Origin of the sequence: Mesorhizobium sp. M0040 (genome assembly GCF_040323505.1) — a bacterium.
In the GTDB taxonomy this organism is placed as follows: Bacteria; Pseudomonadota; Alphaproteobacteria; order Rhizobiales; family Rhizobiaceae; genus Mesorhizobium.
Map to the genome: position 1 here is coordinate 235,981 of NZ_JAMYVA010000004.1, position 16,320 is coordinate 252,300.

The following is a 16,320-nucleotide window of genomic DNA, read 5'->3' on the forward strand; positions in this document are numbered from 1 at the left end:
ATGCCTGCGCGGATCGAATACCGGCTGATTGGAGCGGGCTGGGCGATGTGCGATGTCACGGTTGGGGACCTTCAGGCGACCGTGTCGGCGTCTTATCTGGGCGATGCCCTCAACGAGCTGCTTGGCGCCACGCTGAACGCGCTGAAAGGCACCAGGTATTCGGTCGCACGCTTCTGTGATGAACCCGGTGAGTATCGCTTCGTACTGGTGCCGGAAGGCGCTTTTGTCAGAGTGCAGATACTGGAATTTTCAGAAATCTGGTCTGACGAGCCAGACGACTTCGGCGAGGTGAAACTTGAAGCCACATCCGGGTTGCGAGAGTTCGCAGAAGCAGTTCTCAGTGCCGCGCGTGAGGTTTTGAACACACATGGCCTCGAAGGTTACAAGGAAAACTGGCGCAAACATGACTTTCCGTTGGAGGCCATGAACAACCTAAGTCGCGCGTTGAGAGGAGGAACACTCCATTGACAGAGTGCGCTTTTGATCAGGGCTCAATTGCTCAATCGTCATTCGCCGCGTTCAACTCCTCCGGCCGCAACCCCTCATCGACATGGCGCGGCCAGGGCAAGAAATCCTTCTCGAAGCCATCGTTGCTGAAATAAGCCAGCGCCCGGTGCGCCTCGGCGCCATTGAAGGCTGCCTTGTCCATCAAATGAGCGATGACCTCGTGGGCCTGCGCCAGCTTTTGCCTGAGTTCCGCGACGGTCTTTTCCGGCATGATCTTTGTTCTCCCGCCTTAGTGCCTGAGCGAGGTAGCGCGTTGCGCTCTTAGATTAGCAAGGTAGCGCGTTGCGCTCTTACATTAGCAAGGTAGCGCGTTCCGCGCTGGCGGCAAACGGGATGCTTTTTCTCGACTCTTTGGCCGTTTCGTGCCAATCCCGCGCCATGGCGCTCGACATCAAGATATGCGGGTTGAAGACCGACAAGGCACTGGCCGCGGCATTGGCCGGCGGCGCCAGCCATGTCGGCTTCATTTTCTTTGCCAAAAGCCCGCGCTACGTCGAGCCGGCGGAAGCCGGCCGCCTGCGCGAAGCGGCGCGCGGCAAGGCCAAGGCGGTTGCGGTGACGGTCGACGCCGGCGATGCGTTCCTGGACGAGATCGTCGAAAAAATGCAGCCCGACATGCTGCAGCTTCACGGCGCCGAAACACCCGACCGGGTGGCCGATCTGACGGCGCGCTACGGCCTGCCGGTGATGAAGGCGCTGCCGGTCAGCGAGGCCGCCGATCTCGGGCGGGTCAAACCCTTCATCGGCATTGCCGACCGCTTCCTGTTCGATGCCAAGCCGCCTAAGGGTTCGGAATTGCCGGGCGGCAACGGCCTTGCCTTCGACTGGCGCGTTCTGGCCGGCCTTGACGCCGGCGTCGATTACATGCTTTCCGGAGGGCTCAATGCCGGCAATATCGGCGACGCCCTTCGGCTGGCGAACCCGCCCGGAATAGATGTTTCCTCGGGCGTGGAGAGCGCGCCGGGCATCAAGGAACCGGCGCTGATCGAACAGTTTTTCCGGGCCGTCGGGGCAGCACGCGACAACCGCGCCGCCTGACCGCGCTTCAAACCACAGACCAGGAGATCGGCGATGGACAAGCCGGCGATACCGAATTCCTTCCGCACCGGCCCCGACGAGCAGGGCATGTTCGGCATTTTTGGCGGTCGTTTCGTTGCCGAAACGCTGATGCCGCTGATCCTTGAGCTGGAGCGGCACTGGAACGAGGTCAAGAACGACCCGGATTTCAAGGCCGAACTGACCGATCTCTCGACGCATTACGCCGGGCGGCCGTCGAAGCTCTATTTCGCCGAAGGCCTGACCAGGCATCTTCGTGAGGTGTCCTCGGCGAAGGGCCACGGCGGCGGCGCAAAGGTCTATTTCAAGCGCGAGGACCTGAACCACACCGGCTCGCACAAGATCAACAACTGCCTCGGCCAGATCCTGCTCGCCAAGCGCATGGGCAAGACGCGGATCATCGCAGAGACCGGCGCCGGCCAGCATGGCGTCGCTTCCGCTACGGTGGCGGCGCGCTTCGGGCTTCCTTGTATCGTCTATATGGGCGCGACCGATGTCGCCCGGCAAAGCCCCAACGTCTTTCGCATGAAGCTTCTGGGCGCCGAGGTGCGGCCGGTGACGGCCGGCCACGGCACGCTGAAGGATGCCATGAACGAGGCCCTGCGCGACTGGGTGACCAATGTCGAGGATACCTATTACCTGATCGGCACCGCCGCCGGCCCGCATCCCTATCCGGAGCTGGTGCGCGACTTCCAGTCGGTGATCGGCACCGAGGCGCGCGCCCAGATCCTCGAGCAGGAAGGCCGGCTGCCGGACACCATCATCGCTTGTGTCGGCGGCGGTTCCAACGCTATCGGCCTGTTCCATCCCTTCCTCGATGACAGGCAGGTCCGCATCATCGGCGTCGAAGCCGGCGGCCGCGGGCTCGACGGCATCGAGCATTGCGCCTCGATGAGTGCCGGCGCGCCCGGCGTGCTGCATGGCAACCGTACCTACCTCCTGCAGAACGCCGACGGCCAGATCATGGACGGCCACTCGATCTCGGCCGGCCTCGACTATCCCGGCGTTGGGCCGGAGCACTCATGGCTGCGCGATTCCGGCCGCGTCGACTATGTGCCGATCCTCGACGACGAGGCGCTGGAGGCGTTCCAGCTGACGACACGCGTCGAGGGCATCATTCCGGCGCTGGAATCGGCCCATGCCATCGCACAGGCGGTGAAGATCGTGCCTGATATGGACAAGGACCAGATCGTCATCGTCAACCTGTCGGGCCGCGGCGACAAGGACGTGCATACGGTGGCCAATATGCTGGGCATGGAGATCTGATCATGGCCACCCGTATCGACCGCCGCATGGCAAAGCTGAAGGCCGAGGGGCGACCGGCACTCGTCACCTATTTCATGGGCGGCGATCCGGACTACGACACGTCCCTGTCGATAATGAAGGCGCTGCCCGGCGCCGGCAGCGACATCATCGAGTTAGGCATGCCGTTTTCCGATCCGATGGCCGACGGCCCGGCGATCCAGGCGGCCGGCCTGCGGGCGCTGAAGGGCGGCCAGACCTTGGTCAAGACGCTGAAGATGGCCTCGGAATTCCGCGCCGGCGACAGTGAAACGCCGATCGTCTTGATGGGCTATTACAATCCGATCTACATCTACGGCGTCGAGCGCTTCCTGAGCGATGCGCTGGCCAGCGGTATAGACGGGCTGATCGTCGTCGACCTGCCGCCTGAAATGGACGAGGAACTTTGTATCCCGGCACTCAAGGCCGGCATCAATTTCATCCGGCTGGCGACGCCGACCACCGACGACAAGCGCCTGCCCAAGGTGCTGCAGAACACCTCCGGCTTCGTCTATTATGTGTCGATGACCGGTATCACCGGTTCGGCGCTGGCCGACACCGGCAAGGTGGCGGCAGCGGTTAAGCGCATCAAGAGCCATACCGACCTGCCGGTCTGCGTCGGCTTCGGCGTCAAGACCGCAGAGCAGGCGCGCACCATCGGCGCGTCGGCCGACGGCGTCGTTGTCGGCACCGCGATTGTCAATGCCGTCGCCAACGTGCTCGGGCCGAAGGCCGAAAAGACCGCCGATCCGGCCGAGGCCGTCGCCACGCTGGTCAGCGGGCTTTCGCAAGGGGTTCGCGCGGCTCGCCTTGCTGCGGCCGAATAATCTTCCTACGTCTTCTTAAGGGACAGGAGCCGAAGCGATGAACTGGATCACCAATTACGTCCGTCCGAAGATCAATTCGATGCTCGGCCGCCGCACCGACATGCCGGAAAACCTGTGGATCAAGGATCCCGAGACCGGCGAAATGGTGTTCCACAAGGATCTGGAGCAGAACCAGTTCGTCATCCCGTCCTCCGGCCACCACATGAAGATCTCGGCCAAGGAACGGCTGAAATTCTTCCTCGACGACGGCAAATACGAGACACTGGAAAACCCCAAGGTGGTGCAGGATCCACTGAAGTTCCGCGACGAGAAGCGCTATGTGGACCGGCTGAAGGATGCCAAGGCCAAGACCGGCCTGGAAGATGCCATCATCAATGCGCTGGGTACGGTCGAAGGCCTGCCGGTGGTGGTGACGGTGCAGGATTTTGCCTTCATGGGCGGCTCGCTCGGCATGGCGGCCGGCGACGCCATCGTGCATGGTTTCGAGGTCGCCTTGCAGCGCAAGCGGCCGCTGATCCTGTTTGCGGCCTCCGGCGGCGCCCGAATGCAGGAAGGCATCCTGTCGCTGATGCAGCTGCCACGGACCACGATCGGCGTTGACAGGCTGAAGGAGGCCAGCCTCCCCTATATCGTCGTCCTGACCAACCCGACAACCGGCGGCGTCACCGCCTCCTACGCCATGCTGGGCGACGTGCATATTGCCGAGCCCGGCGCCCTGATCGGCTTTGCCGGACCGCGCGTCATCGAGCAGACCATCCGCGAAAAGCTGCCCGACGGCTTCCAGCGCGCCGAATATCTGATGGAACACGGCATGGTCGACATGGTGGTGTCGCGGCTGGAGATGCGCCAGACGGTTGCGCGGCTGCTGAGAATGCTGCTCAAGCTGCCGGAAGAGCAAAACCCGCGGGAGCCGGAAATCCTGCCGCCGGTGGCGATACCGGCCGAAGCCCGGCCGCAAGCCTGACGCGACATCACGCGGCGCGAGCGGCTGTTGTGTGCCGTTGTGCGCGCGCGTAGGATTCCTTCATGACCACGCTTGCCGCCGACCGCGAAATCGAAAGCCTGATGGCGCTTCACCCGAAGGGCTTCGACCTTTCGCTCGACCGCATTTCGCGGCTGCTCGAGCGGCTCGGCAATCCGCAGGACCAGCTGCCGCCGGTCATCCACATCGCCGGCACCAACGGCAAGGGCTCCTGTGCTGCTTTTTCACGGGCGCTGCTCGAAGCCGCCGGCTACCGCGTCCACGTCCACACCTCGCCACATCTGGTGAACTGGCACGAGCGCTACCGGCTGGCCGCAGATGCCGGCGGCAGGCTGGTGGACGACAAGGTCTTCGCCGAAGCCATCGCCCGCGTCGCCAAAGCCAATCAAGGCCAGAAGATCACCGTCTTCGAAATCCTCACCGCCGTCACCTTCCTGCTGTTTTCCGAACATCCGGCCGATGCCGTCATCCTCGAGGTTGGCCTTGGCGGCCGCTTCGACGCCACCAATGTCATCGCCGAGCCGGCCGCGTCGGTGATCATGCCGGTGTCGCTCGACCACGAAGCCTATCTCGGCGACCGCGTCGAGCTGATCGCCGCCGAAAAGGCCGGCATCATCAAGCGCGGATGCCCGGTCGTCATCGGCGCGCAGGAAAGCGAGACGGCGCAGCAGGTGCTCATCGAAACCGCCGAGCGGCTCGACTGCCCCGCCTTCGTCTATGGCCAGGATTTCCTTGCCTATGAGGAAAACGGCCGCATGGTCTATCAGGACGAAGACGGATTGATGGACCTGCCGCCGCCGCGCCTGCCGGGGCGCCATCAATTCGCCAATGCGGCGGCGGCGATCGCGGCGGTCAAGGCGGCGGGCTTCGAGATCAGCCACCGCGCTGCCGAGAAGGCGATGGCGAATGTTGCCTGGCCGGGCCGCATGCAAAAGCTGCCGCAAGGACGGCTGAGCGAACTGGCGCCGAAGGGCGCCGACATCTGGCTCGACGGCGGCCACAATCCCGGCGCTGGCGTGGTCGTCGCCGAGGCGCTGGCCGAGCAGGAGGAAAAGAACCCGCGTCCGCTGTTCCTGATCTCGGGCATGATCAACACCAAGGACCAGAGCGGCTATTTCCGCGCCTTCAAAGGGCTGGTCCGGCATGTCTACACCGTGCCGGTGAGCCTGAGCGACGCGGGCGTGCCGAACGACGAGCTGGCGACCCGCGCCATTGAGGCCGGCCTGTCGGCCGAACCGGTCAGTTCCGTCGCCAATGCGCTGATGCTGCTGCGCGACACATGGGACGGACCGCCGCCGCGCATCCTGATTGGCGGGTCACTTTACCTGGCCGGCGCGGTATTGGCCGAAAACGGCACGCCGCCGGTTTGAGGCGTGCTTCAGCCGGGCCACGGTGACGCCACATTTATCAGACCACCGCGAGGAGCCAATCATGATCAAGGTAAAGCAGCTCGCTCACGTTTGCATTTTCGCGAATGACCTGGAGATGACGCGAAGCTTCTATCGGGACGTCCTCGGCATGGACACCCAGTTCAATTTCCTGCGCGACGGGAAGATTTTCGGCTTCTACCTCAATTGCGGCAGCCGTAGCCATGTCGAGGTGTTCCAGAAAGACGGCGCCAGCTATGGCGACTTGAACCAGATCAACCACTTCTGCCTCGAAGTGGAAAACATCGACGCCGCGATCGCCCATCTGAGGTCAAAGGGCGTTGATGTCACTTCAAAGAAACGCGCGTGCGATGACACCTACCAGGCTTGGATCCGCGACCCCAACGGCGTGAAGATCGAACTGTTTGAATATACTGAGAAAAGCGCACAATTCGTCGGTGGCGATCGTATCGCGGATTGGTGATCGCGCCTCGCCGGGACAATTGTAGCGGCGCAGCCGATGGTAGGTGGACTACCTCAGCTCGACCTCGATGAAGGCGAATTCGCCATCGTTTGCGCTGATGACGTCATGTTCGACGCCCTCGTTGCGGAAATACGGCGTGCCCTTCTTCATCTCGGCAAAGGATTCGCCATCCTTGGTCAGGAGCTTCACCTTGCCGTCGGTCAACGGCACGATCACATAGTCGTGGCCATGGCGATGCCAGCCGGTGTTGTCTCCCGGGGCGAAGCGGTATTCGGTGACGATGACGCGCTCATTGTCGATGAAGACGGTGGCCTTGGCGGATCCGGTCATATCGCTTCTCCTTTGAATTCAGAAGAGAAGAATACCGGGCGGCAAGCCGCGAGTGCCAGAGCGGCCCACCAATGACGCCAGCAAAAAAGGCCCGGCGCGAGGCCGGGCTTTTCTGCAAAATTTTGATCGGATCAGGCGAGACTGCCGTTGATCCAGTGCGACAATGCCGTTTTCGGCGCAGCACCGACCTTCATGTCGGCGACTTCGCCGCCCTTGAAGATCATCAGTGTCGGGATCGAGCGCACGCCGAACTGCGCGGCCAGCTCAGGATTCTCGTCTATGTTGAGCTTGGCGATCTTTATCTTGCTGCCGAGTTCGATGGCAATGTCCTCGAGCGCCGGGGCGATCATCTTGCACGGGCCGCACCATTCCGCCCAGAAATCGACCACGACCGGCTCCTTGGCGTTGAGCACGTCGGCCTGGAAATTGCTCTTGTCGACCTTGACGGTGGCCATGCTGACATCCTTTCGATTTGTTCGTCGCACCAAATGTGGTGGTGATCGCGTCCGTGTTCAAGCAAGTGTTGTGTCACGCTCCCGTGAGTCTAGCAAGCGCATCGTCCATGGCCGCCGCCGGCAGCTCGATCAGCCGCGGCGCCTCGGTGAACAGCAGCGCCGCCGAGACCTCGCGTCCCGGATAGAGCGGCTGAAGCAGCGCGCGATAAAGTGCGAGCTGCAGAACATAGGCTTGCGGCACTTCGGCGAGCGTAGCTGGCGCTGGCCGATTGGTCTTGTAGTCGACGATCGAAACCTTGTCCGGCGTTATTGCCAACCGGTCGATCTTGCCGGAAATCGAGCGCAGTTTGCCCCTTACCTCCAGGCTGCCCATGATGGCGACTTCGGCGCGCGAGTTTGGCGCAAACAGCGGCGCGAAGCGGCTGTCGGCAAGAATTCTGAAAACGCCAGCCAAGGCCTTGTCATGCTCGTCGTCGAGCCATTCCGCGCCGGCTCTTGCCAGATAGCGTTCGGCGGCATCCCGGCGTTTTCCCTCGGCGATGCCGGGCAGCATCTGCAGCAATTTGTGCAGCGCCAGCCCGCGCATGACGGCAAAGCCGGGCTCGGCGTCGGCATCCAGTACCGGCGAACGCGTGTCGGCCACCGCTTGCCGCGCCTCGTCGATCAGCACCGAGGCGCCGGACGGCGAGAGCGGCCGCGGCAATTCCTCGAAGGGCGGCAGAGGCCGGAACAGGGTTTCCGGCAGTGGTGCAAAGCGTTCCGCCTGTCGTGCCTCATTCACTGCCGCCAGTGGCATGGGCGGCAGTTTCGTCACCTGGAAACGATGCACGGTCTCGCCAGTGATGGGATGCCGGCGTTCTTCGCTCTCCGCGGCACCGACCAGTGCGCGGCTGACGATCGAATGCCAGGTACCGGTATTCGGCGCCCGTTTGCCATGGTAGCCGCAGACGATCAGCCGATCCTCGGCGCGGGTCATGCCTACATAGAGCAGCCGGCGATATTCATCGTCGGCGAGCTCGCGGGCGCGGGCCGATGCGGCGCGTGAAAACCCATTGGCGACATCGCTGGCCGAACGCCAGAGATAGCCCTTGCCCTCCCAGCAGTCGCCCGAGCCTTCGAACGGCATCAATCTCGGCAGATGCTGGTCGCTGAACGGCGCGGAGCCGCCATCGACAAGGAATACCACCGGCGCTTCCAGGCCTTTGGCGGCATGCACGGTCATGACGCGAACCTCGTCGCGGGTCTGGTCCATTTCGCGCTTGATCTCGGGGCCGGCGTTTTCCAATGTCGACAGGAAGGATTCCAGTCCCGGCAGGCCGGTCCGCTCCTCGGCCAGGCAGAAATTCAGGAATTCGTCGAGGATATCGCCGGCCTCCGGACCGAGCCGCGCGATCATCTTCTTGCGCAGGCCGTCGCGGGCGAGAGCTGCAGCATAGAATTCGAACACCGGCTTGAATGCGGCCTCGTTCGACCATGTGCCGAGCCGGCTGACGACGGCGGCCAACGCCTCGCTTTCGCCGGCATGCCGGCGCAGCGAGGCGATCAGCGAGACGCCCGATGGCCTCTCCGCAGCAAGCGCGAAAAGCTGCTCTTCCGAGACATCGAAGATCGGGCTGCGCAGCACGGCGGCCAGCGACAGATCGTCCTCGGGCTGGATGAGAAAATGACCGAGTGCGATCAGGTCCTTCACCGCGATATGGCCAGGCAGGCTGAGCCGGTCGGCGCCGGCCACCGGGATGTGGCGGCGCTTCAACGCCCGTGTCAGCGCATGGACGAAGCGGTCGCGCTTGCGCACCAGCACCAGCACGTCGCCGGGCCGGAGTTTCTTGCCACGCCCTTCGATGACCTCGCCGCCGCCGATCCAGCCGGCAATGGTCGCTGCAACGTTTTCGGCAACGCGCACCGCCGGTGCGTGGGCGTGATCCACCGCTTGCGTCCAGTCGTCCGGTTCGTCGACGATGTCGGCGCCGAGCGAGGGCCAGACGTCGACATAGCCCGGCGCATCGTTGCGGATCGCCTTGTGGTCGAGCGGATCGGGATCGTGGCTGATGCCGCGCCGCACGTTCGGGTCGGCAAAGACACGATCCACGGCCGCAAGCACGTCGTCGGTCGAGCGAAACGACCAGGTCAGCTTGAGATCGGCGAAGGCGGCGGCGGCGGATCTGACTTTGCCGGCAAACAAAAGCCGGCTGTCGGCAAAGGAGTCCGGGGCGGCTCCCTGGAAGGAATAGATCGACTGCTTTTCGTCGCCGACAGCAAAGATGGTGCGGTGGACCGCGTCGCGTGCGCCGAGCCCGGCAAAGAACTCCTCCGCCAGCCGCTTGACCACCTCCCACTGGTCGGGACTGGTGTCCTGCGCCTCGTCGAGGAGGATGTGGTCGATGCCCTGGTCGAGCTTGTACTGCACCCATGGGCCGGCGTCGGGCCGCGCCAGTAGATGGACCGTGCGGGTGATCAGGTCGTTGAAGTCGAGGAAGCCGCGGGCGCGCTTCAATTGCTCGTAGCGAGCGATCAGCCAGTCGGCGATGGTCAGCGCCGCACGCGTGCCTTCCAGCATCCTGAACAAGGCCAGCCGGTCGGAGATTTCGAGAATGGCGTCGACCGCCGCCAGATAACGCTCGGCAAGATCGGGCAGCCGGTCAAGCAATGCCCTTTTGAACGTCTTTGCCGGATCGTAAGGCTCGCCGTCGGCTCTCAGGAAAGCCTTGGAGAGCAAATTCAGGCGACGTACCGGATCCTCCTCGGCAAAGGCAAGGCGGGCGTATGGCAGCAGATTGTTCAGCACGATGCGCGCATCGGCGGCCTCGGCCGCCCGTGAAAAGGTGACGAGATAATCCGGCAGGAAGCCGGGCAGCGGCCAAACCGAAGCGGCTATACCTTCGGCCGTCTGGCCGGCGCGGAAATGGAACTCGTCGAACAGCGCCTGAAAACCATCGCCGCCGGCCGCGGCGATGAACGCACGCAAACCATCGCGCTTGCGCACGATCTCGGCCAGCAGTGCGTCGAGCCCATGCTCGCCGCCGCGCTCCAGCACGGTGGCGAAGGCCTCGGACAATGCCGCATCGCCTGCAACGCCGCCCGAAATCATGTCGCGGCGGGCGGCGGCAAACAGCGAAGCCTCCATTTGCGGATCGAGCATTTCGAAATGCGCAGGGATATTGGCTTCCAGCGGGAACTGATGCAGCACCGATTCGCAGAAGGCGTGGATGGTCTGGATCTTCAGCCCGCCCGGTGTTTCCAGCGCCTCTGCAAACAACCGCCGCGCCCGGCGCATGGTTTCGCGGTCGGGCTGGCGGCCGTCCAGCGCCTCTATCCGTGTCGAGAGCTCGGCATCGCCCAGGGCCGTCCATTGCGACAGGGTCGAAAACACCCGGTTCGACATGTTGGCGGCGGCGGCACGCGTGTAGGTCAGGCACAGGATCTTGGACGGATCGGTGCCGCGCAGCAACAGCCGGATAACGCGCTGGGCGAGTACATGGGTCTTGCCGGATCCGGCATTGGCCGACACCCATGCGGAATTGCGCGGATCGGAGGCGCTTGCCTGGCTCGCGGCAGTGTCGCTTGGAATGGGATAGGCCTTTTTCATACCTCCCCTCCCTCGTCGTCGGCATCGCCGCCGGCCGACCATTCGAGCACGCGGGCGAGATGGTCGTAGTCGCCGTCGGTCTCACCCTCGCGGAACGGCAGCGCCCGCGACAGATAGCCGGTCGCCGGGTCGGCGTAGTGGATCAGCAGTTTTTCCAGCCGCGCCCACGCTTCTTCGGCGAGATCGGCGGCGGTTCGCGGCTTGCGGTTGTATTCGAGGATGGATTCCTCGAACACTTCGCCATTCGGCCTCAGCCGCACGAAGGCCAGTTGCGACGGCTCGCATGCGCCAAGCTCCTTGAAGGCGCCGCGCCGCAGCAGCGCGCCCTCCAGCGCCAGCTGCGGCGACAGCAGCGTGTGCGCCTGTGCTTTGGATGGCGACGAGCCGGTCTTGTAATCGAGGATGTCGGCCATGCCGCCGGCCAGCAGATCGATGCGATCGGCATAGCCGGACAGCGTTACGCCGGAGCGGCCCACACCGGTCTTTTCGGCGCGTTCCTCGGCGTGCCGCCGTGCCACGGCTGCGGCCCGGCCGCGCTCCCATTCGATGATGCCGGCGGCAAGCTTTTCAAAACGCGGCCACCACACCGCCTCGACATCGGCGGGCAGGGCCGCGTCGGCAAAGCAGGAGCGGCCTGCGGCGATGAGCCCGTCCAGCGCCTCGCGCGCGCGCGGGTCGGCCACCCTCGCCGAGAAGAGGTGCAGAATGGCGTGAAACAGCGTGCCACGCTCGGCAGCGCCCGGATCGCGAATGACCGGATCGAGCGGCATCAGGCCGAGTATCCTTCTGGCATAGACCGCATAGGGATCGCGGCGTAGCGTTTCGATCTCGGTGACCGAGAAGTGGTGCGGCCGCGCGGCGAGCGGCGGTTTCGGCTGCGGCCTCGGCGCAAAGTCCTGCTTTTCGCCGGCATCGAGCGCACGCGCCCAGGCAAGCAGTTCGTCGCCGCGCCGGCGAAGTGCAGCAGCGTGGTCCTCGCCGACGAATGTAAGGATGCGCTGCAGCCAGCGCGAAGGTACCGACGGTGCGTCGCCGGAGCGGCCGGAGCGAGCCAGCACCACTTTTTTGGCGCCCATGGCCATCTGGAAATCATGGGCGGCAAGGCCAATGCGCCGCTCGGGCGGTTCAAGATCGATGCCGGTCTTCATCAGCCGCGACATGAAGCGGTCGCTCTCCGGCTTGCGCGGCCACACGCCTTCGTTGAGCCCGCCGACGACCAGCGTGTCGACATCCTGAAGCCGCGCTTCCAGCACACCCCAGATGGCGATGTTCCTGTCGGTGCCCTGCGCCGGCTTGACCGTCTCGGGCGCGATCAGCGCCTCCATCACGTCAGGCCATTCGTCAGCGGCGAAGGAGAACGACACCGAGGCCGCGACCAGCCCGCGTAAGAGCTCGGCGAGCTTTTCGCCGGCATCGCCCGCATAGAGTTCGCTCAGGCTGCCGTCAGCGGCGCGGCCGAGACTTTCGAGCGCAACGACGCTGGCGCGCACAAGGGTGGCAAGATCGGCATTCTCGTCGCCGCGAAAAGCAACCAGCGGCGCCAGCGCGGCCGTTAGCCGGATCAGCAGGTCGCGCGCCTGTTCGATGCGCCTGACCGAAAGCCGCGGCCACCAGAAGGGTGGGCGGCGATTGCCGCCGCCGTCGAATTCGAGGAGCCGGGTGTCGAAGAGCTGCGGCAGCGACGCCACGTCCGGACGCCCTGTGCCGCCGCGCAGCCCCACGAGTTCGACGATTTCGGCCGCATAGCGCACGCTTGCCCGCTCCAGGCCGAGGCCAAGCAGGGGATGCTTGAGCAGCGACAGCAGGGCGACGGGGTCGCCCGGGCGGAAGGCTGCCTGAAGCGCCAGCCTGAGCAGGCTGGCGGCTGGTGTGTTGATCAGCGGCGTGCCGCCGGAATCGTCGGCGGCAACGCCGAAGCGCAGCAGCTCGACTGAGACGCGCCGCGCCAGAGCGCGGTCGCCGGTGACGAGTGCGGCGCGCTGGCCGGGCCGTTCGACGGCCTGTTTGAGCGCGACGGCGATCGCCACGGCTTCGTCGCGTTCGCTGGCGGCTTCGAGAAGCGTCACATCGGCGAAGGCCTCGGCAATATCGCCGGCCCTAAAGCGGGCGCGCGTCTCGGCCCAGAGCTCGGTGGTCTCCGCCGGGCGCAGCGCTTCGCCGACAAGTGCGGCGCGCAGCGCAAGCGGTCGCGGCGCAACGGCAAGCTCCTCGACATCGGCGCGCGGCACGCCGATCTTGCCGATCAACTTTGCCAGGCCGTATTGCGGGTGGCCAAGCACGGCTGGGCGCGCGCCCGGTGTGGTGATCGCGGCAAAGGACGGCTCGTCCAACGTCCGGTCGAGCCCGGGCAGCACAACGGCGCCATTGGGCAGACCGGCGATCACGGCAAGCAGCTCGGCCGTGGCGGGAATGGAGCCGGTGGAGCCGGCGGCGATCACCGGCTCGGCCGGCGGATTGCGCCGCAGCCGCGCTGCCTCCAGCCTTATCAGGGCATTGCGATGCGCGGCGGGATTGGAGCGATGGCGTTCCTCGAGCAGGTTCGGCCAGTTCTCCGTCACGATGGTCAGGAAGTCGAGTGTCACCTGCCACCAGCCTGCAAGATTGCCGGTTACAAGGTCGGCGAGCCTTGCCCAATCCGTGCCTTCGGTGTCGATCTCATCCATCAGGCCTGCAAGGTCGCGCGCCAGCCAGATGGCGTCGGCGGCGGAGGCCGGTATGACGATCTCCTCGTCGAACAATGCCGCGACATGTGCCGGCAGGCGGCGTTTCCACGCCCGCACCAGCGGCGCAAGCAGCAGAAGACGCTCGACCGCGGCGATCGGCGGCGCAAGGTCGATGGCGACCGAACCTCCTGCCTCGAAGGCGGCTTCATCTTCATCGAACTCACCAAGCGGGCGGATGACCGGCAGGATCGCCGAGCGGCTTCCCGAGCGCGAGAGAGCATCGACGAAGACGCCGCGAAGCGCCCGCGCCGCACGGCGCGTCGGCACATAGATGGTGAGATCGGCCAGCGCCAGCGGATCGCCGTCATAGGCGAAGCCGGGAACCAAGCGCCCCGCAAGCAGCGCCTCGGCCAGCGTCGGCAGGAACGGCGCTCCGGGCGGGATCGAGAAAACGCGGCGGGAGCCGCTCATTTCGACTCGGTAAGAGCGCCGGGTGCCTCAGCAACAGCATTGGGCGTGCCGGCAAGCGCGGCGGCGACCGCTGCTTCCGCCCGCGGGATCGCGTCAGGTGTGCCGACAGTAATCCAGTGACCCTGCATTTTCATGCCGAACAAGCGGCCGGCGGCGATTGCCGCATCGAAATAGGCGTTGAGAGAGTGTGGACCGGCCGGCGCATCCTTGAAGATGCACGGATGGACGATTGCGGCGCCGGCATAGATCAGGCCGGCCGGATCGTTGTTCGCACGCCGCAAGGCGCCGTCCGGCGCCACCAGGAAATCGGTGCCGCCGCTATGTCCGGTTGCCGACTGGAGATCCGCAAGCATCAGCAGAATGTCCATTGTCGCGCCCTCCCATGCAAGGGCAAGACGCCTGAGATTGGAAACGCCGCTGTCGATCCAGAAGGTGTCGGCGTTGAGCACATAGAAGGGCGCCCCTAACCTGGGCAATGCCTTGACGATACCACCGGCGGAGTCAAGCAAGCCCCTACTCTCATCCGAGATGACGATTCTCGGCGCACTGCGGCGGGCTACATGGTCCACGATCTGTTGCGGGAGGTAATGGACGTTGACGACGGCCTTGGCGACGCCGGCTTCGGCTAGGCAGTCCAGCCCCCAGTCGAGCAATGTCTTGCCGGCGACCTTGACCAGCGGCTTCGGCATGGTGTCGGTGATCGGCCGCATGCGCTTGCCGAGCCCGGCGGCGAGCACCATGGCGGTCGTCGGCATCGGCTGCTCATCCGACGCCTTCGGGCCCAAATCCTTAGCCGTCAAATCGAGCGTTCCTCCAGCAAGCCGTGGGCGATGTAGAAATCCTGCAGCCCGGCCAGCGCCGGATGCGCCAGTGCCCGGCGAAGATAGTCGCGGATGCGCGGCAGATGCTTCAGATAATAAGGCTTGCCGTCGCGTTTTTCGAGCCGCACGAAGATGCCGAGGATCTTGGAATTGCGCTGTGCGGCCATGATTGCATAGGTTTCGCGGAATTCGTTCTCATCGAAGGCACCGGCAGCGCGTCGCGCGGCGATGTAGGCGGCGAGCGTGTGCTTTTCGATTTCGGGTGAGATAGTGACGCGCGCGTCCATGGCGAGCGAGGCGACGTCGTAGGCGGACGGCCCGATCAGCGCGTCCTGGACATCGACGACGCCGAGGCGATCGTGACCGGAACGGTCAGCGCGCCAGATCAGGTTGGGTGAATGGAAATCGCGCAGCATCAGCGTGTATTCGCGCCCCTCCAGCCGATCGAGCACCGCACTCCATTCGCTGCGGTAACCGGCGCGCAGCGCCTCTCTAGGCGGAGCGCCTGATATCGCCGGGACATACCAGTCGACCAACAATTCGGCCTCGATCATCATGGCGTCGCGGTCGAAAGGCGGCACCTCGTGGAAGACGCCGGGGCCGGCCTGCATGCGGGTCGGCCATGTTTTGCCGTGCATCATGGCAAGCAGTTCGGCCGCCGCAGCGTAGCGCTCGGCCACCGGCTGGCCGCGCTTGTCGAGAAACCCTTGGGAACCGAGATGCTCCAGCAGGAGAAAACCCTGCTCGAGATCCTGGGCATGGATTTCCGGGACGCTGACGCCGCCGGCCCGCAAGGCCCGGTCGATGGCGACGAACGCCGAAACGGATTGCGCGGTGTGAGCGATCTCGGCATAGGGTTTGCCGTCGCGGACTGGCGGTCCGAGCACCAGCCTTGGCGAGTTCATCAGCACGCGCGGCGGAAATCCGGCGAGCGTGACGATCTCGTAGGAGCGAGCCGAGGCATCACCGATGAAATGTCGTCGCTGCGCTTCGCCCCAACCGGCCTGCCCGAGAAAATCGCGCATTGCCAGCGATCGCGCCGCGCGCTCGAAGGCGGCGCCCTCTCCCGATAGTCTCGCCAGTCGGCCGTCGCCCTGCTGGAGAAGTTCGACCAGCACCGAGGTTTTCGGCAGATATGCCTCTGCCCGCTCCGGCCATTCGACCAGCGCGGCGCCTTGCGTCAGCGCCTCGTCGAAGCCCAGCTCGTCCAGCTCGGATGCCGTGCCCAAGCGGTAGAGATCGAAATGATGAACCGGCACACGCGTGTCGTAGCTCTGGACCAGCGTGAAGGTCGGGCTCGGCACGTCGAGTCCGGCATCGTCGGCCAGTGCCCTGATCAGCGCCCGTGCCAAGGTCGATTTGCCCGCGCCGAGATCGCCCTTGAGGGCGAGCACGTCGCCAATGCGCAGCGACATGGCGAGATCCTCGCCGAACCTTGCCGTCGCAGCCTCGTCGGCGAGAAAACGCTCCAGCACCAATACCGCCATCGA

General features: G+C 64.8%; 14 protein-coding genes. 7 read left to right on the forward strand and 7 right to left on the reverse strand.

What is annotated here, in order from left to right; all coding sequences use genetic code 11:
• Complete coding sequence (locus NKJ91_RS05860) at positions 1 to 468, forward strand: hypothetical protein (RefSeq protein WP_352454796.1); 468 nt, start codon at positions 1 to 3, stop codon at positions 466 to 468.
• A 31-nt stretch (positions 469 to 499) separates the two neighbouring features.
• On the opposite strand, the gene NKJ91_RS05865 is transcribed toward NKJ91_RS05860, so the two are convergent.
• A complete protein-coding gene (locus tag NKJ91_RS05865) occupies positions 500 to 718 on the reverse strand; it encodes a hypothetical protein (RefSeq protein WP_023718294.1) in 219 nt (72 codons plus the stop codon).
• A gap of 167 nt (positions 719 to 885) precedes the next feature.
• Between NKJ91_RS05865 and NKJ91_RS05870 the strand changes: the two genes are divergently transcribed.
• The 6 genes from NKJ91_RS05870 to NKJ91_RS05895 all read left to right on the forward strand — a co-directional run bounded on the left by NKJ91_RS05870 (position 886) and on the right by NKJ91_RS05895 (position 6,504).
• The gene (locus NKJ91_RS05870) at positions 886 to 1,545 is read left to right on the forward strand and encodes a phosphoribosylanthranilate isomerase (protein WP_352454841.1); all 660 of its coding nucleotides are present in this window, start codon (positions 886 to 888) and stop codon (positions 1,543 to 1,545) included.
• A 33-nt stretch (positions 1,546 to 1,578) separates the two neighbouring features.
• Positions 1,579 to 2,829, forward strand: a complete 1,251-nt coding sequence (gene trpB, locus NKJ91_RS05875; protein ID WP_352454797.1) for a tryptophan synthase subunit beta — start codon at positions 1,579 to 1,581, stop codon at positions 2,827 to 2,829.
• Positions 2,830 to 2,831: 2 nt separating this feature from the next.
• Positions 2,832 to 3,671 (forward strand): tryptophan synthase subunit alpha, encoded by an 840-nt coding sequence (gene trpA / locus NKJ91_RS05880; protein WP_352454798.1) that lies wholly within the window; start codon positions 2,832 to 2,834, stop codon positions 3,669 to 3,671.
• 37 nt (positions 3,672 to 3,708) lie between these two features.
• Positions 3,709 to 4,635 (forward strand): acetyl-CoA carboxylase, carboxyltransferase subunit beta, encoded by a 927-nt coding sequence (gene accD, locus NKJ91_RS05885; protein WP_352454799.1) that lies wholly within the window; start codon positions 3,709 to 3,711, stop codon positions 4,633 to 4,635.
• A gap of 62 nt (positions 4,636 to 4,697) precedes the next feature.
• Positions 4,698 to 6,023, forward strand: a complete 1,326-nt coding sequence (locus NKJ91_RS05890) for a bifunctional folylpolyglutamate synthase/dihydrofolate synthase (protein WP_352454800.1) — start codon at positions 4,698 to 4,700, stop codon at positions 6,021 to 6,023.
• A gap of 61 nt (positions 6,024 to 6,084) precedes the next feature.
• Positions 6,085 to 6,504 (forward strand): VOC family protein, encoded by a 420-nt coding sequence (locus NKJ91_RS05895; RefSeq protein WP_352454801.1) that lies wholly within the window; start codon positions 6,085 to 6,087, stop codon positions 6,502 to 6,504.
• Positions 6,505 to 6,552: 48 nt separating this feature from the next.
• Here the strand turns inward: NKJ91_RS05895 and NKJ91_RS05900 are convergent, their stop codons facing one another.
• The 6 genes from NKJ91_RS05900 to tsaE all read right to left on the reverse strand — a co-directional run bounded on the left by NKJ91_RS05900 (position 6,553) and on the right by tsaE (position 16,317).
• Positions 6,553 to 6,834, reverse strand: coding sequence for a cupin domain-containing protein (locus NKJ91_RS05900; RefSeq protein ID WP_352454802.1), 282 nt, complete (start codon positions 6,832 to 6,834; stop codon positions 6,553 to 6,555).
• 131 nt (positions 6,835 to 6,965) lie between these two features.
• The gene (gene trxA, locus NKJ91_RS05905; protein WP_023677558.1) at positions 6,966 to 7,289 is read right to left on the reverse strand and encodes a thioredoxin; all 324 of its coding nucleotides are present in this window, start codon (positions 7,287 to 7,289) and stop codon (positions 6,966 to 6,968) included.
• Positions 7,290 to 7,362: 73 nt separating this feature from the next.
• Positions 7,363 to 10,875: a double-strand break repair helicase AddA gene (gene addA, locus NKJ91_RS05910; protein ID WP_352454803.1), complete on the reverse strand. Its 3,513-nt coding sequence runs from the start codon at positions 10,873 to 10,875 to the stop codon at positions 7,363 to 7,365.
• Entirely contained in the window at positions 10,872 to 14,009 is a 3,138-nt protein-coding gene (gene addB / locus NKJ91_RS05915) for a double-strand break repair protein AddB (RefSeq protein WP_352454804.1), read from the reverse strand. The genes addA and addB overlap by 4 nt, the downstream gene beginning before the upstream one ends.
• Entirely contained in the window at positions 14,006 to 14,764 is a 759-nt protein-coding gene (locus NKJ91_RS05920; RefSeq protein ID WP_352451649.1) for a nucleotidyltransferase family protein, read from the reverse strand. The genes addB and NKJ91_RS05920 overlap by 4 nt, the downstream gene beginning before the upstream one ends.
• Before the next feature lie 41 nt (positions 14,765 to 14,805).
• Positions 14,806 to 16,317 (reverse strand): tRNA (adenosine(37)-N6)-threonylcarbamoyltransferase complex ATPase subunit type 1 TsaE, encoded by a 1,512-nt coding sequence (tsaE, locus tag NKJ91_RS05925; RefSeq protein WP_352451650.1) that lies wholly within the window; start codon positions 16,315 to 16,317, stop codon positions 14,806 to 14,808.
• Positions 16,318 to 16,320 lie beyond the last annotated feature (3 nt).